The following is a 25,074-nucleotide window of genomic DNA, read 5'->3' as shown; positions in this document are numbered from 1 at the left end:
TAGGAGGTATTGGTTTCACAGCATTTGCTTTAATTGATACAACATTTCTAATGCTTGTTTTGGTGTTAAGGCATCAGGATCGATCTGTTTAAGCGCTTGTTCAATTTCAGAAGGTTCACTTTCCGTCACAAAGCTAAGCTGCGATTGGTCAACATGGCTCTTTGCCGCTTGTTTCGAAATGACTTCGAGCTCTTTTAGCTTTTGTTTGGCGCGTTTTAATACTTGTTTTGGTACGCCAGCTAATCCGGCTACCGCAATACCAAAACTTTTACTGGCAGCACCTTCAGATACTTCGTGGATAAAGGCAACTGTATTGTCATGTTCAATGGCATCAAAATGAATATTATAAACGCCTTGCATATGTTCAGGTAGTTGCGTTAACTCAAAGTAATGGGTAGCAAAGAGTGTCATCGCCTTGATTTGGTTTGCTAAGTTTTCAGCACATGCCCAAGCTAAGGACAATCCGTCATAAGTCGATGTACCACGTCCAATCTCGTCCATTAGCACAAGGCTTTGTTCAGTGGCGTTATGCATTATGTTAGCGGTTTCAGTCATTTCGACCATAAATGTTGAACGCCCCGACGCTAAATCGTCAGAGGCACCAATTCGGGTAAAGATGCGATCAACCGGTCCAATAATGGTTTTTGATGCGGGCACAAAACTACCTATGTAGCTCAGTAAAACAATTAATGCAGCTTGGCGCATATACGTGCTTTTACCACCCATATTAGGACCGGTGATAATGAGCAATCTTTTATCAGGTGAAAGCCGTAATGAGTTAGCAATAAATGGCGTTTGTAAAACTTGTTCAATAACAATATGGCGACCATTAATAATTTCAATACCTGCTTTTTCAGAAAATGTAGGGCATTGATAATTGAGTGTTAAAGCTCGTTCAGCTAAATTCGTTAAGACATCAAGTTCAGCGATAGCATCGGCACTGAGTAGCATATCGACAAGCTGTGGCATAAGTAAATCAAATAATTGATCATACAACTGTTTTTCAAGTGCTAGTGCACGACCTTTTGAGGTGAGGACTTTATCCTCATACTCCTTAAGCTCTGGAATAATGTACCGTTCAACATTTTTGAGTGTTTGGCGTCGGGTATAGTGAATTGGTGCTAAATGGCTTTGTCCTCGACTAATTTGAATATAGTAGCCATGTACAGCATTAAATCCGACTTTTAGTGTGTCTATACCTAAAGTTTCACGTTCGCGAATTTCCAGTTGTTCCAGATAATTCGTTGCACCATCTGCAAGATTGCGTAGCTCGTCAAGTTCGGCATTGTAACCACTGGCAATGACGCCTCCATCACGAATAATGATAGGTGGTGTCTGGACAATTGCTCGCGTTAAAATAGATGCAATATGATCAAATTGATTGATTTTAGCTCGCAAAGCAATTAAAGCTGGCGTATTCATTTGGCTTAATAACTGTTGCATTTGAGGCAGTAAGTTATAAGCATCACGCAAACGGGCAAAATCACGTGGACGAGCTGTTCGTAGTGCAAGCCGTGCTAAAATACGCTCAAGGTCGCCAATGAGTTTTAATAATGGCTGAATATCATCAATATGATTTTGTAATTCACTGATTGCTTGTTGACGGTGTTGTAATAAATTTACGTCACGAATTGGGGCATGTAACCAGCGTTTTAACATGCGACTACCCATTGGAGTTTGGGTTTTATCTAAAATTTCAGCCACTGTATTTTGTGTGCCACCCGATAAATTTTCAGTGATTTCTAGGTTTCGCCGCGTTGCTGCGTCGAGTACCACAAAGTCGAAAGCTGATTGTTTGATGATTGAACGAATATGAGGTAGCGCGGTGCGCTGCGTATCTTTTACATATTGCAGTAAACAGCCAGCTGCACTGAGTGCATAAAGGCAATCTTCCACGCCAAATCCGACTAAATCATTGGTACCAAATTGTAAATTAAGCTGTTGTTTGGCGGTTTCAAGGTCAAAATCCCAAATTTGGCGACGTCTTAAACCGTTGCGATGTTCGATCAAAGCCATTGATTGAAACTCTTCAGGATAAAGCAGTTCAACTGGATTTGTACGTTGCAATTCAGCTTGAATTGATTCGTAACTATCTGTTTCAAAGATAAAAAATCGTCCAGAACTTATATCGAGTGTGGCATAACCATAGTGGTTTTTTGATTGCCATATTGATGCTAATAAATTATCTTTACGATCTTCTAATAATAATTCATCACTCACGGTACCAGGTGTTACGATACGAACAATTTTTCGCTCCACCGGACCTTTAGTTGTCGCAGGATCCCCGATTTGCTCACAAATCGCAACCGATTCACCAAGAGAAATTAATTTAGCCAAATAGCTTTCAACAGCATGATAAGGTACGCCGGCCATCGGAATCGGCTCGCCATTAGAAGAACCACGTTTAGTTAACGAAATATCTAAAAGTTGCGAGCCACGCTTAGCGTCATCATAAAACATCTCATAAAAATCGCCCATACGATAAAACAGTAGAATGTCGGGATTTTCAGCTTTTAACTTAAGATACTGTCGCATCATTGGTGTGTGGTTATCAAAATTATCTTCACTATTCATGGTGGTATTTCTTTTTTTAAAATTCAATAGATTACTGTCTTACACTATCTAATTTTTACAACATCCATGATTTTGCTATTTCATGGTAGGTAACTGCAATAATGTTTAAAATTGTTATATAAACTAAGATTTAAACAATAAAACTTTATATAATTTATATGCATATTAAATCATAGATAATATGCGTTTATTATAACCTATTATTTAAAGGGTTTGTATGAAATTAAAAGTAGAGACAGTAATGATTCAATGTTTTCTTGGTTTGATCTTGTTAGGCAATGGTCAGCGTATCGTTGTGATTTTTAGCTGTTAAATAATTGTTTAGTCAATTTACAATTTGTGTACTCGAAAAATACACTAAGTTATCTTCATTTAATCCTTCAATCTTCATAATCGATGAAACATCGATGGTTTGTTTACTGATGTAAAAAATTAGGCGTCAATGTAAATAGTTATGTTATATAAACATCAATAAACGTTCGCATTGAAATTTAACAAGATGAAAGTGTTTAGAAAATATCTACAAATGATCTTACCGATTTATTTCGAATTCATCTTTACAATTTGACCTGAATAGCTGGACATAATTTTAAACAATGATGATTATGTAGATTAGTGAAGTGTATAAATTGTGCAATAAAAGTGGGTTATGGCAATTTGATTAAATTAGCAGTCACTATTTTTTGAAATTTAGGGACTATTTTTTACTTATTTATTTTGTCAGGTGAGGTGTTTTGAGTAAGTAAATGATTTTATTGCTAATCGTGTTATTTCAATAATTTTCTGTTAAAACTATTTAATGAATTCGTGTCTAAATTGATCGAATGATCTTGAATAAACCGTTAAAATTTGATAGCTTACAGCAAAGATTTTTTATATTTAAAAACACAAAAAAGAAGGTAATTGTTATGACAATCAAAGTAGGTATTAATGGTTTCGGCCGTATTGGTCGTATTGTTTTCCGTGCTGCTCAAAAACGTTCAGACATCGAAATCGTTGCTATTAATGATTTATTAGATGTTGAATATATGGCTTATATGCTTAAATATGACTCAACTCACGGTCGTTTCGATGGCACTGTTGAAGTTAAAGACGGCAAATTAATCGTTAACGGTAAAACTATCCGCGTTACTGCTGAAAGAGATCCTGCAAACTTAAAATGGAATGAAGTAAGTGTTGATGTTGTTGCTGAAGCAACTGGTCTTTTCTTAGATGATGCAACTGCTCGTAAACACATCGAAGCTGGTGCTAAGAAAGTTGTTTTAACTGGTCCTTCTAAAGATAACACTCCTATGTTCGTAATGGGCGTTAATGACAAAGAATACGCTGGTCAAGATATCGTTTCTAATGCTTCATGTACTACTAACTGTTTAGCGCCTTTAGCTAAAGTGATTAATGATAATTTTGGTATCGTTGAAGGATTAATGACTACTGTTCACGCGACAACAGCTACTCAAAAAACTGTTGATGGTCCATCTCACAAAGATTGGCGTGGTGGTCGTGGTGCTGCTCAAAATATCATCCCATCTTCAACTGGTGCTGCTAAAGCTGTAGGTAAAGTTATCCCTGAATTAAACGGTAAATTAACTGGTATGGCTTTCCGTGTCCCTACTCCAGACGTTTCTGTAGTGGATTTAACTGCGCGTTTAGCTAAACCAGCTAAATACGAAGAGATCTGTAAAGTGATCAAAGAAGCTTCTGAAGGCTCAATGAAAGGTGTTCTTGGTTATACTGAAGATGCAGTTGTTTCAACTGACTTCTTAGGTGAAGTGTGTACTTCTGTATTTGATGCGAAAGCAGGTATTCAAATCAGCGATACTTTCGTGAAACTTGTTTCTTGGTATGACAATGAAGTGGGTTATTCTAACAAAGTATTAGATTTAATCGCTGTAGTTTCTAAATAATAAAAAATAATTTATTTTACTTATTTCAATAAGCGACCTTCGGGTCGCTTTTTTAATTACATGATTGTTATTAAGTTGTTAAAACAATAAAAAGCCCATTTATTTAAAATGGGCTTTGATTTCACACTAATAAAGAAATTAGTTAGTTAAATAACAACAACTTCAGCTGCTGCTGGTCCACGAGGGCTATCTTGGATAGCAAATTCGACTTGTTGACCTTCAGCTAATGTTTTAAATCCGTCGCCGGAAATAGCTGAGAAGTGAACAAATACGTCCTTACTTCCATCGGTAGGGGTTATAAAACCGAAACCTTTACTCTCGTTAAACCATTTTACTTGGCCAGTTTTCTTATTCATTTACTAGACATCCTAACAATAATTAATAATTTGCCTTTAAGGCACGAATAGACCTTCACTTAGTATTATTACTTCAACTCAAAACTAAAAATATGATTAACGTTACATAAAAAAAGTTAATCGTTTTCATAATAAAATACTGCGTTATAAGTCTGCTACTATTACCGCATAAATTATATTCGAAAGCAAGATCTTAATGACAATTTTTTCATCTTATAATGCAGTTTTATATATATTTCTGTTTAAAATATACTTAATTTGATATAAAACAATTAAAAGATGACAAAAAATTAATTTTATTTCGAAAGTCAAAGTTAAGTATAAAAAAAGAGTCACTAAAGATTTTTTAGTGACTCCTTTTTATAACTTTTTGTAATGATTGCTTAATACGAATTTTGTAATTTTTTTGATTAAGCCTATTTTTTATTAGCTCTTTCGAAAGATTCGATAATTTCTTTACGAGCTGCTTCTGCGTTTTCCCATCCCTCTACTTTAACCCATTTCCCTTTTTCGAGTGCTTTGTATTGTTCGAAGAAGTGTTTAATTTGAGATTTTAATAATTCTGGTAAATCCTCAACATCTTTAATATGGTCATATTCTTTTGAAAGTTTAGTATGTGGTACTGCGACTAATTTAGCATCTTCACCCGCTTCGTCTGTCATTTTTAATACACCAACAGGACGGCAGCGAATAACTGAACCTGGTTGTAATGGGTATGGTGTCGGGACTAATACATCAACAGGATCACCATCAAGAGATAATGTGTTATTGATATAGCCATAGTTACACGGGTAAAACATAGCTGTTGCCATAAAACGGTCAACAAATACTGCGCCAGTATCTTTATCTACTTCATATTTGATTGGATCTGCATTGGCAGGAATTTCAATCACAACATAAATATCATCGGGTAATTCTTTACCTGCTGGTACATTCAAAAGTCCCATTTTTGTATCCTCTATCTTAGTTAATAATAGTTTAGTTCATTAGTAATGAGCGTACATTATAAAACTTATTCTGTATCGCTCAATTCTTTTAAATATTGAAAAATTTGTCTTGCTGTTTTTGGTGGTTTATTGGTTTGTAACTCTTTTTTAGCTAAACGAGCCAAAGTACGCAGTTGTTGCCTGTCAGCATTTGGAAATAAACTAATAATGGTTTCAGCATCACCTGTTTCAATAAGATCATCGCGCAATTTTTCCAATTTATGAAATATCGCTATTTGTTGGTTATGGCGATTTTTAAGTTTGTTTAGTGCAAGGGTTATCGGTTCAATATCTCGACTGCGAAGCAGCTTACCAATATATTGAATTTGTCTTCTATAACCTTCTTTTTTGATTTTTTGCGCTAATTCAATAGCGTAAAGTAAATCTTCATCAAGAGGAATTTTTACAATTTCATTTTTACTTAAATTAACTAGTTCAATACCGAGTTTTTTAAGCTCTTCAGCATCTCTTTTAATTTCACTTTTACTGACGTAAATGATCTCATCTTCGATCTCCTCGACAGCTAAGTTTGGCTCTTTGATTGTCTCTTGATTTTGATTCATATGATTTCTTTTGTTAACTAAAATGCAATTCTGGCTTATTATAACGTATCACTAGCAGAATTGTAGAAAATAATGAAATGAGTATAGAACAAATCAAGAAAGACGCTTTAGTCCAAAAAGAGAATTTATCCGCTATTGTGGCTCATGCTATTGAGCAAGCTAAACCAAGAGTTGATTCAGTTGAAGTTTCAATTAATCAATCTACAGGTATAAGTATAAGTACTCGTATGGGTGAAACTGAAAACGTAGAATTTAATAGTGATGGTGCGTTAGGCATTACGGTTTATCAGAACCAACGTAAGGGTAGTGCCTCGACGAATGATTTATCTCCGCAAGCAATTGCCCAAACCATTGATATGGCCATCAATATTATGCAATATACTTCATCCGATCCTTATTCTGGTTTAGGTGAGGCAGAATTGATGGCATTCGATGCACCTGATTTAGATCTCTTTTATCCTGGTGATTTGAATGTAGATGAAGCTATAGAAAAATCTAAACAAACAGAAGAAGCTGCGTTAGCTTACCCCAAGATTTTAAATAGTGATGGTGGTTATTTTAGTAGCCGTTATGGCATTTATATGTATGGCAATAGTTTAGGTATGTTGAATGGTTATTGCGCAAGTTCTCATTCATTATCATGTTCAGTTATTGCCAAACAAGATGAGCAAATGGAACGCAATTATGCTTTTACTTATTCACGGGACATTAACGATTTAAAATCGCCATTATGGATTGGTCAACAAGCGGCTGAAAAAACTATAGCTCATTTAGGGGCGAAACAAATTGAAACCATGCAAGTACCCGTTCTGTTTTGTGCAGAGGTTGCCGTCGGACTAATTAGACACTTGGTGGGTGCAATAAGTGGTGGAGCAATTTATCGTAAATCTTCGTTTTTATTAGATAGCGTGGGCGAAAGAATATTTCCATCTTGGTTAACTATTTTTGAAAATCCTTTTATATTAAAAGGCATTGGTTCTTCACCATTTGATAGTGAAGGAACAAGAACTGTTAAACGTAATATCATTGAGCATGGCGTTTTGCAAACGTATTTGCTGAGTAATTATTCAGCCAGAAAATTAGGTCTAAAATCAACAGGGCATGCGGGTGGTATACATAATTGGTTAGTCTCATCAAGTCAAACCGATGCAGACTTTAATGGAATGTTAGCAAAATTGGATAAGGGTATTGTGGTGACCTCTTTAATGGGAGATGGTGTTAATAATGTTACGGGGGATTATTCACGAGGAGCAACTGGATTCTGGGTTGAAAATGGTCAAATTCAGTATCCAATCAATGAATTCACCGTTGCAGGTAATCTTAAAGATATGTATCAAAATATTGTGGCGATAGGGAATGATCTTGAAACAAGAAGTAACATTCAATGTGGATCGATTTTAATTGAAAATATAAGCATAGCTGGAAGATAATAAAATATGCAAAAAGTAGAAAACAAAGGGGTATTACAAAAAATAGCATTATGGATGCCTGGATTAGTCAGTTTATTGCATTATAAACGTGAATATTTTAATTCTGATATAAAGGCAGGCTTATCCGTAGCGGCTGTTTCGTTACCTGTATCAATTGCTTACGCTGAATTAACGGGTGTTGGTGCAATAGCCGGCTTATACTCAACCATTTTACCTCTTATTGTTTATGCACTTTTTGGTTCTTCCCGACAACTTATTGTTGGTCCTGATACCGCAACTTGTGCAGTAGTTGCGGCTGTTGTTTTTCCTTTGGCGGCAAATGATCCCATTTTACGCTGGCAATTGGTTGTTTTATTAACCATTATGATTGGTATATGGTGTATCATTGCGGGTAAGTTGCATTTAGGAGCACTGGCTGATTTACTCAGTCAACCGATTTTAATTGGTCTACTCAACGGAATTTCAATTACAATTATCATTGATCAATTGGCTAAAACTTTAGGATTTTCCTATGACTTTTCATACTTAATTGAACGAGTTGTGTATTTACCTTTTAAAATATCACAAATTCATATTTTAACTGCATTGATCTCGTTTTTTACTTTACTCTTATTGATTGTTTTGAGAAGATCAAAACCTCGATATCCAGCCCCGCTTTTAGCTGTAATGATAACGACGTTTTTTTCGTGGTTATTTAATTTTGAATCGTACGATATCCGTATCATTGGCCAAGTTAGTGGCGAATTTATACCTACTGAATCCTGGATTGATTTTGATAAAGGAAAAATGAGAGATTTAGTGGTGCCATCACTGAATATAGCGGTTATCTGTTTTGTCAGTATGATGATTACGGTACGCAGTTTTGCATCCAAAAATAATTATGAAACAAACGCAGATATTGAATTTAAAGCCTTGGGTATGGCAAATATTGTAGCCGGGTTATCACAAGGATTCGTGGTAAGTGGTACTTCATCGCGTACTGCAGTTAATGATGCCAATGGCGGTAAAACTCAGTTGGTTTCAATTATTGCAGCAATATTAATTGGTTTTATAGTTCTGTTTTTTTTAGCGCCGTTGCAATACATTCCAACTTGTGTATTAGGGGTGATTTTAATTTACTCTTCGTTTTCTCTTATTAATTTTCAAACTATATTTCGCTTTTTTAAATTTGATCGCGATGCATTTTATTTAAGTTTAATCACATTTATCTCGGTATTATTGATAGGTATTATCCCAGGTATGGCGCTCGCTGTTTTGTTAGGGCTATTTCTATTTTTACGCCGTGTTTTCAGACCGAAAGATCAACTATTGGGGATCGATGATAGTGGTCGTATTCACTCTTTAGGTAAAGAGGTTAAAAAATTAAAAAATACAATGATTTATCGTTTTAACTCCCCGCTAACTTATTTTAACATTGCATATTTTAAGCGAAAAATTATAAGTTATATTGACGAAGCTGAAGAGCCAATAAACTACGTTATCGTTGATGCTATTCCTTGTTTTACTTATAAAGATGTCAGCGTGTTATTAGGTGTTGAAGAATTAGTTAAATCTTTAAAAGTCCGAAATGTTATATTAATCCTATCAGGTAGACGAAAAACACTCAAAAATTGGTTTAAGCAGATGAATATACAGCTTGATGAAGAGTATATTGAATTTGCTTATGATCTCTATTTTTCAGTAAAGTCAGTGCAAAGTAAAGAACATATGGACAATGATGAAGAAGGTTTGGATAGCAAAAATATTGTTATTTAATCATTATTTGTTTAAGGGGTATTTGTGATTAAAAAAAAGATAAACATCGAAATGCTCAGTACTGGTGATGAGGTGTTACATGGGCAAATAATTGATACTAACGCTGCGTGGTTGTCTCAATTCCTTTTTCAAGAAGGTATCTTAATAACATCCAAACATACAGTTGGTGATGATTTGACTCAGCTAATTAGCACACTTCAACAACATAGTTTAGATAATGATATTATTATTGTGAATGGTGGCTTAGGACCAACAAGTGATGATTTAAGCGCTCAAGCAGCAGCGTTAGCCAATCATGAACCCCTTATATTGCATCAAGAGTGGCTGAGCAAAATTGAACAATTTTTTTTAAGGCATGGTAAAACTATGTCACCAAGTAATATAAAGCAAGCAATGTTACCACAAAGTGCTACTTTAATTGATAATCCGATTGGAACGGCATGTGGCTTAAAAATACAAATCAATCACTGCCTTTTATATTTTACTCCAGGTGTACCTAGCGAATTCAAGGAAATGATTAAAACCTGGATTTTGCCTGAAATTAAATTAAACTTTCCAACATTAGAAAAGAAATTGTGTTATCGACTGATGACAATGGGGCAAACCGAAAGTAATTTAGCGACTCAAATTGATGATAACCTCAATTTACCAACGGATATTGTGATTGGATATCGAGCAACAATGCCAATGATTGAACTGAAATTAACAGGTTCAGAAGAGCAAAAAACTAAGATGGATGCGTTATGGCAAAAAATTAAAGCAATAGTTGCTAACAATTTTTTGTATGAAGGAGTCTTAACGCAACATGGAGATCTAGGCTTAGCGATGTTTGTTTCTAAAATTTTAATCGAAAAAGGGCAAACAATTGCAGTTATTGAACATCAATCCGCAGGGCGCATCGCTCACCAATTATTTGAGTGTGAAGCACCACTGGTTAAGTCGGAAATCGTTCCATTGTTTCCTGAGGCTTTTAAAGACTATTGTTTACATGTATTAACCAGAAATAGAGCTGATATCGTGCTAGGGTTAGTTAATTTTAGAGAAAAAAATACGGAATTCACATTGATAATAGCCACTTCTCAACAATTTTTCCAATTTAATTTGAAATATACTGGTCAAGTACAGAATCGTGAAATCACTCAAAAAATTCTTTGTGCAATTGCTTTAGATGCTTTACGCCGTTATCTTCTAAACATGCCAATTCTTGGAAAGAATGTTTGGTTAGATTTGATTGAATAACTATTGATAGTTTTTTGTAAAAAAATCAGCTAGCTTGAGTTTATAAATAATATTAATATGGACAATTTGCTACAAAATTAAGTACAATAATAGATCTTTCAAATAAAGCAATTTAGTAAAACAAATTAGAGGTAAAAATGGCTCGTGTAACTGTTCAAGATGCAGTAGAAAAAATTGGTAATCGCTTTGATCTCGTTTTAGTTGCAGCAAGACGTGCTCGTCAATTACAAATTGAAAATAAATCGCCATTAATTCCAGAAGAAAACGACAAAGAGACCGTTATTGCGTTACGTGAAATTGAAGATGGTCTTGTTAACAAACAAATTCTTGATACTGCTGATTTTCAGGCTCGTCAAGATGAAGAAGCAGAAGTTCGTTCTGCGCTTCATGAATCGATTCTTCTTGATAATACTCCCTCGTACGAATAAATTCTGCTGAGAATTGCCTATGCAATATTTTGATGGTTTAAAAGAGGTTGTCACATCTTATCTTCCAGCTAAACAAGTTGATATTATTCAAGATGCTTATCTCTTTGCTCAAAAGGCGCATGATGGGCAATTCCGATGTAGCGGTGAACCTTATATTACCCATCCAGTCGCGGTTGCGACAATTTTAGCCGATATGCGACTGGATTATGAAACAATTATCGCTGCACTTTTACATGATACTATCGAAGACACTCCTGTCACCTTTCAAGATATTACGGAAAAATTTGGCAAACACGTTGCTATTTTGGTTGAAGGTGTTTCTAAATTAGATAAATTAAAATTTCGCAATAGGCAAGAAGCACAAGCTGAAAATTTTCGTAAAATGGTTCTCGCCATGACCGAAGATGTGCGCGTTATTTTAATTAAACTTGCTGACCGTACGCATAATATGCGAACTCTTGGATCACTAAGACCTGATAAACGTCGTCGCATAGCAAAAGAGACACTAGAAATTTATGCTCCTTTAGCACATCGTTTGGGTATTCATCATATTAAAACTGAGCTCGAAATATTGGGCTTTACGGCGATGCATCCTAATCGCGCTAAAGTGCTAGAAAAAGTCGTTGATGTTGCTCGCGGTACCAGAAAAGAACTTATTGAGCAAATATTATCAGAAATTAGAGGGCGTTTAGCCGATGCTCATATTGATGCAGTAGTGGAAGGATTAGAAAAAAATATTTATGTAATTTATCAGAAAATGCAAATGCGTGAACAGCATTTTCACTCAATTATGGATATTTATATTTTTCGAGTCGTTGTTAAAGATGTCGATGCCTGCTACCGAGCTCTGGGTTTAGTACATAATTTATATAAACCACGCCTTAATCGATTTAAAGATTATATAGCCATTCCTAAAGCCAATGGTTACCAATCGTTACACTCATCCTTAATTGGTCCATATGGTACGCCAGTAGAAGTGCAAATACGTACTGAAGATATGGATCAAATGGCTGAAATGGGGGTAGCTGCTCATTGGGTATATAATGAAAATGATGAGATTACGCATACCACCACTCAAATTAAGGCTCAACGCTGGATGCAGAGTTTATTAGAGCTGCAACAAAGTGTAGGTAACTCGTTTGAATTTATTGAAAATGTAAAATCGGATCTGTTTCCTAAAGAGATCTATGTTTTTACGCCTAAAGGTCGTATTGTTCAATTACCTGAAGGTGCAACAGCCGTTGATCTTGCTTATGCAGTACATTCTGATATAGGTCATCAGTGTATTGGCGCACTTGTTGATCGCAAACCTTATCCGCTATCCCAACCTCTAAGTAATGGACAAACAGTTGAAATTATTACTTCACCAGAAGCTCGACCTAATGCACGTTGGCTGAGTTTTGTGGTGAGTGCCAAAGCGAGATCGCGTATTCGGCAAGCGTTGAAATCGTTAAAACGTGAAGATGCCATAGCGCTTGGACGACGATTACTTAATTTAGCACTAGTTAACACAGGTGGAATTGAAAATCTTTCTAATGAACAGATTAAAAATATTTTGCAAATTACCAAATTACAATCTTTTGATGATGTGTTGGCTGAAATTGGTTTAGGCAATATTATGAGTCATTTTATCGCCAACGGGTTGAAGCATAATGAATTATTGCAAGATCATTTCGATTCGAATAAAACATTAGTAATAACTGGAAGTGAAGGTGTATTACTAACATTTTCAAAATGTTGTCATCCCATCCCTAATGATCCAATTATTGGTCATGTGAGTCCAGAAAAAGGTTTAACCGTACATCATGAATATTGTCGAAATATAACCGGTTATCAAAATAATCCTGAAAAGTATATTCCTCTTAAATGGGCGACTAATATCGATCAATTTTTTGTTGCTGAAATCTGGGTAGATATTCTAAATAATCAAGGGTCATTAGGGCATATACTTTCGATTATTAATGATGAAAAAGCGCATTTACAGTGGCTAAATACGGAAGAAAAAGATCGACAAATTTATACTATCATCTTACAAATTGAAGTAAAAAATTCTCAACAACTCAATGAGTTAATGCGTAAATTGTCTTTACAACAAGATGTTGTGAGTGTGATTCGTAACATCAATTAATTATCATGTTAAACCGTTTTTTTAATCATATTCCATTAATTAAATTAAGTGGAGTTGGTGATAGTTTAGAAAAAAAATTTCATGCACTTGGAATTGATACCATTCAAGATTTATTATTCCATTTCCCTTTGCGTTATGAAGATCGTACTACATCGTGTGCCATCGGTGATGTGACTGTTGGTAAACATACTACGATCGAAGGTTGCATTATAAAAACTGAAGTGATCTTGAAACGCAAACAAATGTTAGTTTGTCATATTCAGGATGAATCAGGAATAGCAATATTGAGATTTATGAATTTTAATGCTGGAATAAAAGCGAGTTTGATACAAGGTCAATGGGTAAGAGCCTACGGTGAAATAAAAAGCGGAAAAAATTATCCAGAGATTATTCATCCTCAATATAAAGTTAACGCTAACCGTGAGGATATAGCCTTAACTGATGGGAGTCAGGAAAGATATACCCCTATATATTCTACAACATATGGTTTGACTCAAAATGTGATTCGTAAATTGATTCAATCAGCGTTATTACTGTTAAAACGTAATCCTCCAATTGAAATTTTGCCTAATTATTTATCTAATCATTATTTGCCTGCGTTAGATTCATTAACAATCATTCATAATCCGCCAATTGATACCGATATCAATCTATTGGGTACTGGCGAACATCGCGCGATTAAACGATTCATTATTGAAGAGTTACTCGCCTATCACTTAAGCATGTTGCTATTAAAAGTCGATAATCAAAAGCATCAAGCCTATGCTATGCGTATTAATCAAAAGTTTATAACACCTTTTTTAGCTTCATTGCCTTTTAGTCCAACTAATGCCCAGCAACGCGTCGTTAAAGATATTTATACAGATATGGCTAAACCTATTCCAATGATGCGTTTAATTCAAGGGGATGTGGGTTCAGGTAAGACCTTAGTTGCTGCATTGGCGGCATTGAACGCTATAGAAAATCATCAACAAGTTGTCTTAATGGCGCCGACAGAAATATTAGCAGAGCAGCACTATAACAATTTCAAACAATGGTTTGAACCACTTGGTATAAAAGTGGATTGGCTATCTGGACGCTTAACTGCAAAAAATAAAAAGCAGCGTTATGAAAGTGTACAAAATGGTGATATCACTATGTTAATCGGTACACATGCTGTTTTTGTTGATAAGGTGGAATTTGCCTCTCTAGGCTTGGTGATTATAGATGAGCAGCACCGATTTGGTGTTAATCAGCGATTAACATTATGGGAAAAAGGAATAAAAGAAGGTATGCATCCTCATCAACTAATTATGACCGCAACACCCATACCTAGAACACTGGCAATGACAGTATATGCGGATTTAGACGTCTCGGTGATTGATGAGTTACCGCCTGGGCGTACGCCTGTTACGACAGTTGTTATTCCTAATTCTCGCCGAGAAGAGATTATCGAAAGAGTGCATCAAGCTTGTTTAAGTGCTCGACAAGTCTATTGGGTCTGTACGTTAGTTGAAGAGTCAGAAATTCTAGACGCTCAAGCTGCGGAAATGTTAGTTGAAGAATTGGGTGAACGATTACCAAGCTTGTCGATTGCCTTAATACATGGCAAAATGAAATCAGATGACAAACAATTGGTCATGCAAAACTTTAAAGCAGGTAACATTCAACTTCTAGTTGCAACGACGGTAATTGAAGTTGGTGTTGATGTACCCAATGCGAGTTTGATGATTATTGAAAATGCTGAACGACTCGGGTTAGCTCAATTACACCAATTACGTGGACGAGTTGGTCGAGGTAGTGCAGTTTCTTATTGTGTTTTAATGTACCAAGCTCCGCTCAGTAAAGTGGCTCAAGCAAGAATGAAAGTCATGCGTGAAAGCAATGATGGATTTGTAATTGCCCAAAAAGATCTCGAAATTCGTGGCAGTGGTGAAATTTTGGGGACTCGGCAAATGGGTGTGGCAAACTTCAAAATTGTTGATTTAATCCGTGATCAACATCTGATTAGTGAAATACAAAAAATATCTCACTCTTTACAACAAAACTATCCACAAGTTGCTCAGCAATTGATAGCTTGTTGGCTTCCTGACCGTCAAAAATATATTAATGCTTAGAGCTAATCGATTGATTATTTTATAACAGAATAAATTGATTTAAAAAATCACTCTAGTATGGTTGGTCTCTTCCATGAACCATTTTTTATCGATTTCTTTGTAAAAAAGTTTCAGGTTACACCTACGTTTCAGTAAACACGACCAGAACAATAATATGAGGTTATAATAATCTAACACTCAATGCCTACATATATCAGAAAAATCAGACACAGTAATCGCTCTCGTTTCTTGAGAAATAAAAATTGTTTTGTAAAAAAGTTTCAGATTATACCTACGTTTCAGTAAAAATTGACCAGTAAAAGGATAGTTAGTTCATTAAGGAATAAAATGTAATTTATAGAAATAATTGAATATTGCAAGATAACTCAATAAAAGTAAACAAATGAATAATATTAATATCAAAGTTATATATAACGATTTGATTATTTATGCTTTGCACGGATATGGCTATCGTGTAATATAGTCGGCATCCTAAAAATGAAATAATTGTGAATGTTCTATGAAATCATCAATAAAACTACTTTCTATACTTTTAGTTACATTGACATTATTGGGGTGTGGACTGAAAGGACCTCTTTATATTCCTGCTGAGACGTCAACAATATCAATGGATTCGTATTCACTTAACCAAACAGTTTAACGGAATAGATTATGGATTTTCTACATTATAAAAGAGGTCAATTGTTTGCTAATAAAATTGCAATATCTGATTTAGCTGAACAGTACGGTACACCACTCTATGTTTATTCAGCCAATTATATTACTAAACAGTTTCTGGCTTATCAGCAAGCTCTAATGGATACTAACCATTTAATCTGTTATGCAGTTAAAGCTAACAGTAATTTATCAGTATTAAATCAATTGGCAAATTTAGGAGCTGGGTTTGATATTGTGTCTCAAGGTGAATTGGAACGAGTGCTAAAGGCAGGAGCGGATGCGAGCAAAGTTGTCTTTTCTGGTGTAGCAAAATCCATTGTAGAAATTGAGCGCGCACTGACAGTTGGTATCAAATGTTTCAATGTTGAGTCAGAATCAGAGCTTTATCGAATTAATGATGTTGCTAAAAGATTAAATAAAATTGCGACAATTTCGTTAAGAATTAATCCTGATGTTAATGCAAAAACTCACCCTTACATTTCAACAGGATTACGTGAAAATAAATTTGGTATTAGTTATCAATTAGCATTAGATGTATATCGTAAAGCCAAATCATTAGCAAATATCAAAATAGCAGGCATTGACTGTCATATCGGCTCTCAGTTAACGGAATTGTCACCTTTTCTTGATGCTGCCGATCGTATTGTGGCACTAATCGATGAATTAAAAACTAATGACATCAGTATTGATCATATTGATTTAGGAGGCGGTTTGGGAGTTTGTTATAATGATGAACAACCTATATCACCTTCACTGCTTGTTACTGAGTTGAAAAAGAAATTTGCAAAATACGTTAATGTTGAACTTCTATTTGAACCCGGTCGGTGCATTGTTGCTAACGCAGGACTATTAATCACGAAAGTTGAATATACTAAGCATCAAGATGGTAATCATTTTGCAATTGTGGATGCAGGTATGAACGATTTAATTAGACCAGCGCTATATCAAGCTTGGATGCGAGTTTTACCAGAAAAAGAACCGAAACTAACAGATGAAACCTTGATATATAATGTTGTTGGCCCAATTTGTGAATCAAGTGATGTATTGGCATATCAACGTGAGCTTTCGGTTCAACAAGATGATTTATTAGTGGTTTGTAGTGCTGGCGCTTATGGATTTTGTATGGCATCCAACTATAACAGTCACCCAAGACCAGCAGAGGTGATGTTAATTGGCGAGCAGCAACATAAACTCATTCGTCAGCGAGAGTCGTTTGATGATTTATGGCGAGGTGAATTCCTATAATAAATAATATTGCTGATTATGTGAGAACTTAGGCGGGTTTTCATACATCAGACAGTGTGATGTGCTTATCAGATAATATAACGCAATAGACAATTATGTTTTTTTCAATAGAAGGTAGAAATAGATGAACTTTTCAAAAATGCATGGACTCGGAAATGATTTTATGGTCATTGATGCGGTAACCCAAAATGTTCATCTTTCGACTGAAATGATCAAACGTCTTGCTAATAGATATACTGGAGTAGGTTTTGATCAACTTTTGATTGTTGAGCCTCCTTTTGCTCCAGATACCGATTTTCATTATCGAATTTTTAATGCTGATGGTAATGAAGTTCAGCAGTGTGGAAATGGAGCACGTTGCTTTGCACGTTTTGTTCGTTTGAAAGGTTTGACCAAAAAACGCACATTAAAAGTTAGCACGATGAAAGGGAATATTGTATTGACTGTCAACGACGATGAGACGGTAAGAGTCAATATGGGACAACCTATTTTTGAGCCGAATAAAGTACCTTTTAAAGCAATTAAAGAAGAGAAAACTTACATCATTCGTGCTCAAGAACGCACAATATTATGTGGCGTTGCTTCAATTGGTAATCCACATTGTGTTTTACAAGTAGATAATATTCTTACCGCGGAAGTGGAACAATTAGGTCCATTATTGGAACAGCATGAACGGTTTCCGGAGCGAGCTAATATTGGTTTTATGCATATTATCGATCGCAATAATATAAATTTACGTGTATTTGAACGTGGTGTTGGTGAAACGCAAGCTTGTGGTACTGGAGCATGTGCCGCTGTTGCTGTTGGTATTAATCAAGGATTACTTAACAGCAAAGTCAAAGTAAACCTACCTGGTGGTAAGTTATTAATCGAATGGCAAGGTACAAATAAACCTCTTTATATGACAGGACCTGCTACGCATGTTTATGATGGATTTATTGCGATGTAAATTTTGTTTGACAATAAAGTAGATAAATAACATTTCATTCTTTGTTAATAAATTAGTTAAAAATATATAACTCCATTAATTTTAACTGATTTTTTAGCCTAGTGTGTCTTATCGGTTATAACAGAGATTCAGAATGGTTGCTAAAACATCACAATCTTATAAAGCAAAAAATACAAAACCAACAACTCGTAAAATGAAATTGAATGATGAGATTGTTAGTCAATATTTGCTCGATAATCCAGATTTTTTTATCAGAAACGCAAGTCGTATTGAAAATATGCGTATTCTACATCCAATCAGGGGTGGAATTTCACTACCTGAATGGCAAATGGCAAGACAGCGTAATAAAATTAGTCATCTTAAGGATGAAATAACCTTATTAATGGAATACGCGCGTTCTAATGAATTACTTTTTAATCAGTTTATGGATCTACAATGTCAGATAATTAAAGCCAATGATCTTGATGAACTGGTACAGATATTAAAAAATTGGGCAAAATCGTTGGGTCTTAATGGTGCATACTTATACCTTTTTGATGACAAATGGTTAATCAATGCCCCTTCAAAATATCAACATTTTGCTTTGAATAGTTCAGGTTTTGATTTTATTCGAGTTAGACATCTACAATACAGTAATCAATATCTTGGTATCTTAAATACCACCGAATTAGATTTTTTATTATCTCAACATAATTATGTTGGTTCTGTTGCGTTATCCTTATTAGGACAATTTGGTGATTTGGGGATCTTAATGTTTACCAGCTCCAATCCGAATCATTATCAGGAAAGACAAGGTACTTTATTATTAGAAAAAGTGAGTCAATTATTACCTATATTAATTGGAAAATGGGTTATGCGAAAAAAATAAGGTAAGTTATGGTTCAATCCTCTCAAAATAATCGTTGTTTATTAACTGAACCGGTTGAGCGTTTTTTAAATTATTTAAAATCGGAAAAACAGCTTAGCCTAAATACTCAAGTTAATTATCGACGTCAACTTTTTGCGCTTATAGCCATCGCAGAAGAAGTGGGAATTACTCAATGGCAAGATGTAGACTCATCGGCAGTTAGATTATTAATTAGTCATAGTAAACGAACGGGTTTACAGGCAAGAAGTTTATCATTAAGGCTATCGGCATTGCGCAGTTTTTGTGATTGGTTAATTAAAAATCAAGATATTAATGCCAATCCTGCCCGTGGGGTGTTAAATCCTAAATTGGGGCATCATCTCCCTAAAAATATTGATATTGATGAAATTAATCAATTGCTCGATATTGAATATAATGATCCTCTTTCCGTACGTGACAGAGCTATGCTTGAACTTATGTATGGTTCAGGTTTACGATTGTCTGAATTAGTCAATCTTAATTGCCGTGAATTGAATTTGAATGAGGGTGAAGTTCGCGTAATGGGGAAGGGAAATAAAGAGCGAAAATTGCCATTAGGTTATGAGTCTATTAAATGGATTAATCATTGGTTATCACTGCGTGATTTTTTAGAGCCGCAGGATGATGCGTTATTTATCTCCAAATTAGGTAAACGCATTTCACCCCGTAATGTTGAAAAAAGATTTGCACAGTGGGGCGTTAGACGCGGATTGTCTGTTCATGTCCATCCGCATAAATTACGACATTCGTTTGCCACACACATGTTAGAATCAAGTGGAGATTTGCGAGCCGTACAAGAGTTGTTAGGTCATGCAGATTTATCAACCACTCAAGTTTATACTCATTTAGATTTTTCACATCTGTCTGAAGTTTATGATTCAGCCCATCCAAGAGCGAGAAGAGGAAACAAGTAATGCACATTTATCGTTCAATAAACAAAATTAAGGCAATCACTTTCGATCTTGATGATACGTTGTACGACAACAGTGACATTGTAGAAAAATCCGAAGAGGAAATTGTTAAATATTTGCAGCGTTATGAAGGGTTACATCATTTAACTGTATCCGAACTGCATTTAGAAAAAAAAACGGTGCAGGCTGCGCAACCAGAGATTTATCACGATGTTGTGGCCTGGCGAATGGAAACTATTAAATCATTGTTAAATAAAGCAAAGATTTCTCCAGAAAATATGGTAAACATTATTAACGAAACAATGGATATGTTTAATTTTTGGCGTCATAAAATGCATGTTTCACCGTCCACTCACACCTTATTAACGAAATTAGCAACCATAGTCCCTTTAGCGGTGATTACTAATGGTAATGTTGATATTGATAAAATTGGATTAAGAGATTATTTTCAATTTTCATTACGTGGGGGAGCCGATGGGCGCTCAAAGCCTTTTCCAGAAATTTTTGAATTAGCAGTTAACAAATTAGCCGTACCGGCAGGTAATATATTACATGTCGGTGATAATTTGATAACGGATGTCAATGGTGCGATTAATAATGGTTTATTAGCGTGTTGGATAAACATTATGAATCAGGACATTTTTCATCTTGCTGATGCTCGATGTTTACCCCATATTGAGATTAGTCAATTGCTTGAATTAGAGAATCTGTTATAATTTTGTAAATATCTGTATAAATAGACAGTGAAGCTAAGAGTGATTTACATTTAACTCAAAGCCTATCTTATTTGCTTACAGTCAATTAACTATATTTAGAAACACAATGAACATATTTGTAATGCTTATGAAATTGAAACCAATTTGTATTTGTTCTAACCAAGATAGGTTTAAATATAATGGATATTAAAAAATCATTATTAAAAGACCTCAATAATGAACAACAAAACGCCGTGACTACCGATAACCAATACACTGTTGTACTTGCAGGCGCCGGAAGTGGTAAAACGCGTGTTTTAGTTCACCGAATTGCATGGCTTTGTATGGAAAAACATTACCCTTCCCAATCCATTTTTGCCGTTACTTTCACAAATAAAGCTGCTGTTGAAATGCAAGAGCGTATCCAAGCATTAGTTGGTGACGGTTATTTTAGTGGGATGTGGATTGGTACCTTTCATGGATTAACTCATCGTTTACTACGGATGTTTTCACAGCAAGCCAAATTGCCTTCTAATTTTCAGCTTATTGACTCGGAAGATCAGATTCGTCTTATTAAGCGAATTTTTCGAGAACTTAAAGTAGATGAAAAACAATGGTCAGCAAAAGAATGTGCAGCTTTTATTTCTAATCAAAAAGAGATGGGATTACGAGCTCATGATTTCACACCAGAAGATCCTAAACAAGCGATGTGGCAAACCATCTATCGTGATTATCAAGCAATTTGCGACAGAGTTGGATACGTTGATTTTTCAGAATTAATTTTAAGAGTTTATGAACTTCTCAATCAAAATCATGATGTACTAAATTATTGCCATCAACGTTTTTCTAATATTTTAATTGATGAGTTTCAAGACACGAACTTAATTCAATATCGATTAGTAAAAAAATTGGCAGGTGATACGGCTAACGTTATGATTGTTGGTGATGATGACCAATCAATCTACAGCTGGCGTGGTGCTAATGCCGACAATCTACAATTGTTTATCAATGATTATCCGGACACTGAAATCATTCGTCTTGAACAAAATTATCGTTCAACCAGTAATATTTTAGATGCGGCTAACATTTTAATTGCCAAAAATCAAAAACGCTTAGGGAAAAATCTTTGGACAGATAGTGGTGAAGGTGAAAAGATTTCACTTTATGTTGGTTTTAATGATATTGATGAAGCAAGATTTGTAATTGGTCAAATAAAAAAGCGTCATGAAGAAGGCGATAAATTTTCAAGTTGTGCCATTTTATATCGTAATAATGTTCAATCGCGTATTTTTGAAGATACCCTGTTACAAGCAGGATTGCCGTACCAAATTTATGGTTCAATACGCTTTTATGAGCGGCAAGAAGTTAAATTAGCACTGGCGTATTTGCGTTTACTGCACGATCACAACAATGATATGGCTTTTGAAGCGACAGTTAATACTCCAACTCGCGGTATTGGTAATGTTACTCTTGATAAAGTCAGACTTACGGCTAAACAACATAATCTTTCATTATGGGAGGCGTGTTTATTATTAATTCAAACAAATGCATTAACTGAAAGACAGCGCTCTGGACTAAGTCGTTTTCTACAATTGATGGACTCAATTCATGAAGAAGTAGGACAGTTGCCATTTTATCAACAGCTTGACGTTATAATTAAATTATCTGGTGTTCAGCAAATGTATGAGCAAGAACCAGGAATTAAAGGGCAATCACGATTAGAAAATCTTGAAGAACTGGTTTCGGCTGCCGAACAATTTTTTCATAACAATGAAAATACAGTCATTGAGGATAGTACCACAGGTAAAACACTGACAGTACTTGAGTCGTTTTTAGCGTTTACCTCATTAGAAAGTCGAGATGTCGTTAAAGCTCAAGATTCCATTCAATTAATGACTCTGCATTCAGCTAAAGGATTAGAGTTTGATAATGTATTTATTGTTGGATTAGAGGAGGGTATCTTTCCTGCTCAACGTTCAGTTAAAGATAATGATAGTATGGAAGAAGAGCGACGTTTAGCCTATGTTGGAATCACTCGGGCTCGAAAACATTTGACATTAACTTTATGTGAATTAAGACGACTTTATGGTCGGGATGAACGTAATTTACCTTCTCGTTTTTTAGCAGAATTACCTGTTGAAAGGTTAAACGAGGTAAGTTATCGAGGTATTATCCCCTCATCTGAGTTTAAATCAAATGATTTAACTAAAAGAGATCTTAGTAAAAATGAGCAATTTATTATCGATCGTAAAAAATCCTATCTTGAAAAACAACGTGAAAGTGATGGTTATGTTTTAGGTCGAAAAGTTAGACATCATCGTTTTGGAGAAGGGACTATTATCAATCTTGATGGCGAAGGAGATCATAAACGAGTTCAAATTGCCTTTGTAGACGAGGGAGTTAAATGGCTGGTAATTAAATTAGCCAATCTTACCTTACTTTAATACTTATAAATTGAAAAATAGTAAAGGCAAAACTCAATTTGCCTTATCTAACCGATTTTTAGAGCTCTACCGTTATATTGTTGCTTGATCAGTGACAGATTGCGAGAATATTTTATTAAATGACTGATTTGTACGAGTACAAACCCATTCATTATCGACATAAACAAAGTGATAGCCTTGTTTTGCTGTTGCTAGCCAAACTTGAAATAGGGGTTCTTGAGTATTGACGATAATTTTACTGAAATTAGGAAATGTGATAGTAATGACATTACCATTAATTTCATAATCAATGTCAATGTCTTGTTCTTCGGAAAAGTGATCTAAAAATGATTCGACCTTATTAAACAGTTGATCGGTAATCGTGTGAAATTCAGTGATGTTCATAGAAAGTTAATCAATATTGAGGTAGTTAAGTGATATTAGCATAATCAAAAACTATCTGCCACTAGAAGTGGCAGATAGATATCAACAAAAAATCAGTAATATTTAATGAGCAATAGATAAAGAACAAGAAACGATCAACAAACGACGCTGTTCATTATTATCAATTGCATTTGCCCATCGGTTAGGTGTGTCATTGGTACTCACTAAACGACCATCGCCAAAATAATTTTCAAATAACTGAATATTCCCTTTAGCGATTTCTTTTTTATCACAGTTAGCGAAATGTTGAATCACAATTGATCGGTAAGTTATTTTTTCACCTTCACTGTTTTCTTGTACTAATGGGGGTATAAAATTAACAACCTCATTAAATACTCGTATTTTTTTATTATAAGGGTGTAGAACAATGGAACTCCTATCAATAAATGAGTAACCTATTGATTTATCTTCATTAAATTTGCTCATTGGAATAAATTGTTCACCAATGCGCGAATCTTTTAAATTTTCACTTGTTTCATGGGAACTACTTGTATCACTTTCATTATTACTGGTTGTTGCAGGAGTATTAAAATCATTACATAAAGCTGAAAAAGAAAAGAGAATAAATAACAAGTATATTTTTTTCATTTAGATTTTATCCCCATTTTTTGAATTATATTTAGTTGATTTTTGATTAATATCTTTTTCTTGTTGGGATTTCAGGTTTTCTTGATTCTCTTTTTGTTTTATTTGATTGTTATCTTCAATTCTTTTTTTACGTTTTATTTCATATTCCTTATCGATAGGTTTCATATCAGGGCGTACTGAATAGAGAATCTTTTTATCAATATCTCCTTGTATTGAGCAAATCACACGGCTTTGATTATCTTCTATTGGTTCTAAATATAAGGATTTTTCAACAGTGCCAGATCTTGGAATCACCATGTCAATTGAATAAGGATTGTCTTGCCAAGTTTTATTTTTACTTTTTTTATCGTAAATTTTAGGATTAGCAAAGTGAATTTTTTCGTTAAAATCTAACCAGTTAATATTATTAAGTGCCTGTTTAACGTATTGAGGTTTATTATCAAAAATAAACCCCCAATAATAAAATTGACCAGATACTGATGTTGGAATAAAGATATTTTGATAACCTAAAATTTTTAATCCTCTGTATTCAATTGGCTTTTTAAATACCACTCTATTTTTTTTATCGTGTTCAATCGAATCGGACACAATATAAGCAAAATTATCAACAAAGGCTAAATCTGTGTACTGACTGAAAGAATCTTTATTCGTTTTTAACTGTTTAAAAAATTGATTATCACACTGAAAAAAAGAATCAATAACTTTGCTTGTTTCATTTACATTAGTTTGGTTTTGTGCATAAACCATAAAAGAAATTATTGAAGCACAAATAAGCACAAATAGTTTTTTTGTGAACATAAAGTAGGCCCTTTTTAAA

General features: G+C 34.6%; 21 protein-coding genes. 14 read left to right on the top strand and 7 right to left on the bottom strand.

The features are described 5' to 3' along the window. Positions 1-15 precede the first annotated feature (15 nt). Positions 16-2,574 carry a DNA mismatch repair protein MutS gene (mutS, locus tag J3U13_RS04785; RefSeq protein WP_267340499.1) on the bottom strand — a complete coding sequence of 853 codons (2,559 nt, stop codon included), beginning with the start codon at positions 2,572-2,574 and terminating at the stop codon, positions 16-18. A gap of 908 nt (positions 2,575-3,482) precedes the next feature. Between mutS and gapA the strand changes: the two genes are divergently transcribed. Then, positions 3,483-4,478: a glyceraldehyde-3-phosphate dehydrogenase gene (gene gapA, locus J3U13_RS04780; RefSeq protein ID WP_267340498.1), complete on the top strand. Its 996-nt coding sequence runs from the start codon at positions 3,483-3,485 to the stop codon at positions 4,476-4,478. A 146-nt stretch (positions 4,479-4,624) separates the two neighbouring features. Here the strand turns inward: gapA and J3U13_RS04775 are convergent, their stop codons facing one another. From J3U13_RS04775 to yjgA, 3 genes are all read right to left on the bottom strand, one after another. Next, positions 4,625-4,834 carry a cold shock domain-containing protein gene (locus tag J3U13_RS04775; RefSeq protein ID WP_065619463.1) on the bottom strand — a complete coding sequence of 70 codons (210 nt, stop codon included), beginning with the start codon at positions 4,832-4,834 and terminating at the stop codon, positions 4,625-4,627. 416 nt (positions 4,835-5,250) lie between these two features. Further along, on the bottom strand, positions 5,251-5,781 hold the full coding sequence (ppa, locus tag J3U13_RS04770) for an inorganic diphosphatase (protein WP_267340497.1): 531 nt from the start codon (positions 5,779-5,781) through the stop codon (positions 5,251-5,253). A gap of 65 nt (positions 5,782-5,846) precedes the next feature. Then, the gene (gene yjgA, locus J3U13_RS04765; RefSeq protein WP_267340495.1) at positions 5,847-6,383 is read right to left on the bottom strand and encodes a ribosome biogenesis factor YjgA; all 537 of its coding nucleotides are present in this window, start codon (positions 6,381-6,383) and stop codon (positions 5,847-5,849) included. A gap of 77 nt (positions 6,384-6,460) precedes the next feature. Here yjgA and pmbA point away from each other — a divergent pair, with 77 nt between their 5' ends. The 13 genes from pmbA to uvrD all read left to right on the top strand — a co-directional run bounded on the left by pmbA (position 6,461) and on the right by uvrD (position 23,246). Continuing rightward, the gene (gene pmbA, locus J3U13_RS04760; RefSeq protein ID WP_267340494.1) at positions 6,461-7,813 is read left to right on the top strand and encodes a metalloprotease PmbA; all 1,353 of its coding nucleotides are present in this window, start codon (positions 6,461-6,463) and stop codon (positions 7,811-7,813) included. 6 nt (positions 7,814-7,819) lie between these two features. Further along, positions 7,820-9,568, top strand: coding sequence for a SulP family inorganic anion transporter (locus J3U13_RS04755; protein ID WP_267340493.1), 1,749 nt, complete (start codon positions 7,820-7,822; stop codon positions 9,566-9,568). 24 nt (positions 9,569-9,592) lie between these two features. After that, on the top strand, positions 9,593-10,807 hold the full coding sequence (locus J3U13_RS04750) for a CinA family nicotinamide mononucleotide deamidase-related protein (RefSeq protein WP_267340492.1): 1,215 nt from the start codon (positions 9,593-9,595) through the stop codon (positions 10,805-10,807). A gap of 137 nt (positions 10,808-10,944) precedes the next feature. Continuing rightward, entirely contained in the window at positions 10,945-11,235 is a 291-nt protein-coding gene (rpoZ, locus tag J3U13_RS04745) for a DNA-directed RNA polymerase subunit omega (RefSeq protein ID WP_267340491.1), read from the top strand. Between the two features lie 19 nt (positions 11,236-11,254). Then, positions 11,255-13,363 (top strand): bifunctional GTP diphosphokinase/guanosine-3',5'-bis pyrophosphate 3'-pyrophosphohydrolase, encoded by a 2,109-nt coding sequence (spoT, locus tag J3U13_RS04740; protein WP_267340490.1) that lies wholly within the window; start codon positions 11,255-11,257, stop codon positions 13,361-13,363. A 5-nt stretch (positions 13,364-13,368) separates the two neighbouring features. Further along, entirely contained in the window at positions 13,369-15,459 is a 2,091-nt protein-coding gene (gene recG / locus J3U13_RS04735; protein WP_267340489.1) for an ATP-dependent DNA helicase RecG, read from the top strand. 499 nt (positions 15,460-15,958) lie between these two features. Further along, entirely contained in the window at positions 15,959-16,099 is a 141-nt protein-coding gene (lptM, locus tag J3U13_RS11480) for an LPS translocon maturation chaperone LptM (RefSeq protein WP_416380307.1), read from the top strand. A gap of 11 nt (positions 16,100-16,110) precedes the next feature. Further along, positions 16,111-17,361, top strand: coding sequence for a diaminopimelate decarboxylase (gene lysA, locus J3U13_RS04730; RefSeq protein ID WP_267340488.1), 1,251 nt, complete (start codon positions 16,111-16,113; stop codon positions 17,359-17,361). 124 nt (positions 17,362-17,485) lie between these two features. Next, a complete protein-coding gene (gene dapF / locus J3U13_RS04725) occupies positions 17,486-18,310 on the top strand; it encodes a diaminopimelate epimerase (RefSeq protein ID WP_267340486.1) in 825 nt (274 codons plus the stop codon). A gap of 133 nt (positions 18,311-18,443) precedes the next feature. Next, positions 18,444-19,178, top strand: a complete 735-nt coding sequence (locus tag J3U13_RS04720; protein WP_267340485.1) for a DUF484 family protein — start codon at positions 18,444-18,446, stop codon at positions 19,176-19,178. A gap of 8 nt (positions 19,179-19,186) precedes the next feature. Further along, positions 19,187-20,110, top strand: a complete 924-nt coding sequence (gene xerC, locus J3U13_RS04715) for a tyrosine recombinase XerC (RefSeq protein ID WP_267340483.1) — start codon at positions 19,187-19,189, stop codon at positions 20,108-20,110. Next, the gene (yigB, locus tag J3U13_RS04710; RefSeq protein ID WP_267340482.1) at positions 20,110-20,823 is read left to right on the top strand and encodes a 5-amino-6-(5-phospho-D-ribitylamino)uracil phosphatase YigB; all 714 of its coding nucleotides are present in this window, start codon (positions 20,110-20,112) and stop codon (positions 20,821-20,823) included. Before xerC ends, yigB begins: the two co-directional genes overlap by 1 nt. 179 nt (positions 20,824-21,002) lie before the next feature. Further along, on the top strand, positions 21,003-23,246 hold the full coding sequence (gene uvrD / locus J3U13_RS04705) for a DNA helicase II (protein WP_267340481.1): 2,244 nt from the start codon (positions 21,003-21,005) through the stop codon (positions 23,244-23,246). 72 nt (positions 23,247-23,318) lie between these two features. Here uvrD and cyaY read toward each other — a convergent pair whose 3' ends face one another. The 3 genes from cyaY to J3U13_RS04690 all read right to left on the bottom strand — a co-directional run bounded on the left by cyaY (position 23,319) and on the right by J3U13_RS04690 (position 25,055). Further along, the gene (gene cyaY / locus J3U13_RS04700; RefSeq protein WP_267340479.1) at positions 23,319-23,630 is read right to left on the bottom strand and encodes an iron donor protein CyaY; all 312 of its coding nucleotides are present in this window, start codon (positions 23,628-23,630) and stop codon (positions 23,319-23,321) included. Positions 23,631-23,732: 102 nt separating this feature from the next. Beyond that, positions 23,733-24,257, bottom strand: coding sequence for a surface-adhesin E family protein (locus J3U13_RS04695; protein WP_267340477.1), 525 nt, complete (start codon positions 24,255-24,257; stop codon positions 23,733-23,735). Beyond that, on the bottom strand, positions 24,258-25,055 hold the full coding sequence (locus J3U13_RS04690; protein WP_267340476.1) for a hypothetical protein: 798 nt from the start codon (positions 25,053-25,055) through the stop codon (positions 24,258-24,260). Positions 25,056-25,074: the final 19 nt, after the last annotated feature.

It is taken from the genome of Gilliamella sp. B2887, from assembly GCF_026537015.1.
Classification (GTDB): Bacteria; Pseudomonadota; Gammaproteobacteria; order Enterobacterales; family Orbaceae; genus Gilliamella.
Note: the sequence above shows the minus strand (reverse complement) of the source record. Positions and strands in the feature narration are given on the sequence as shown.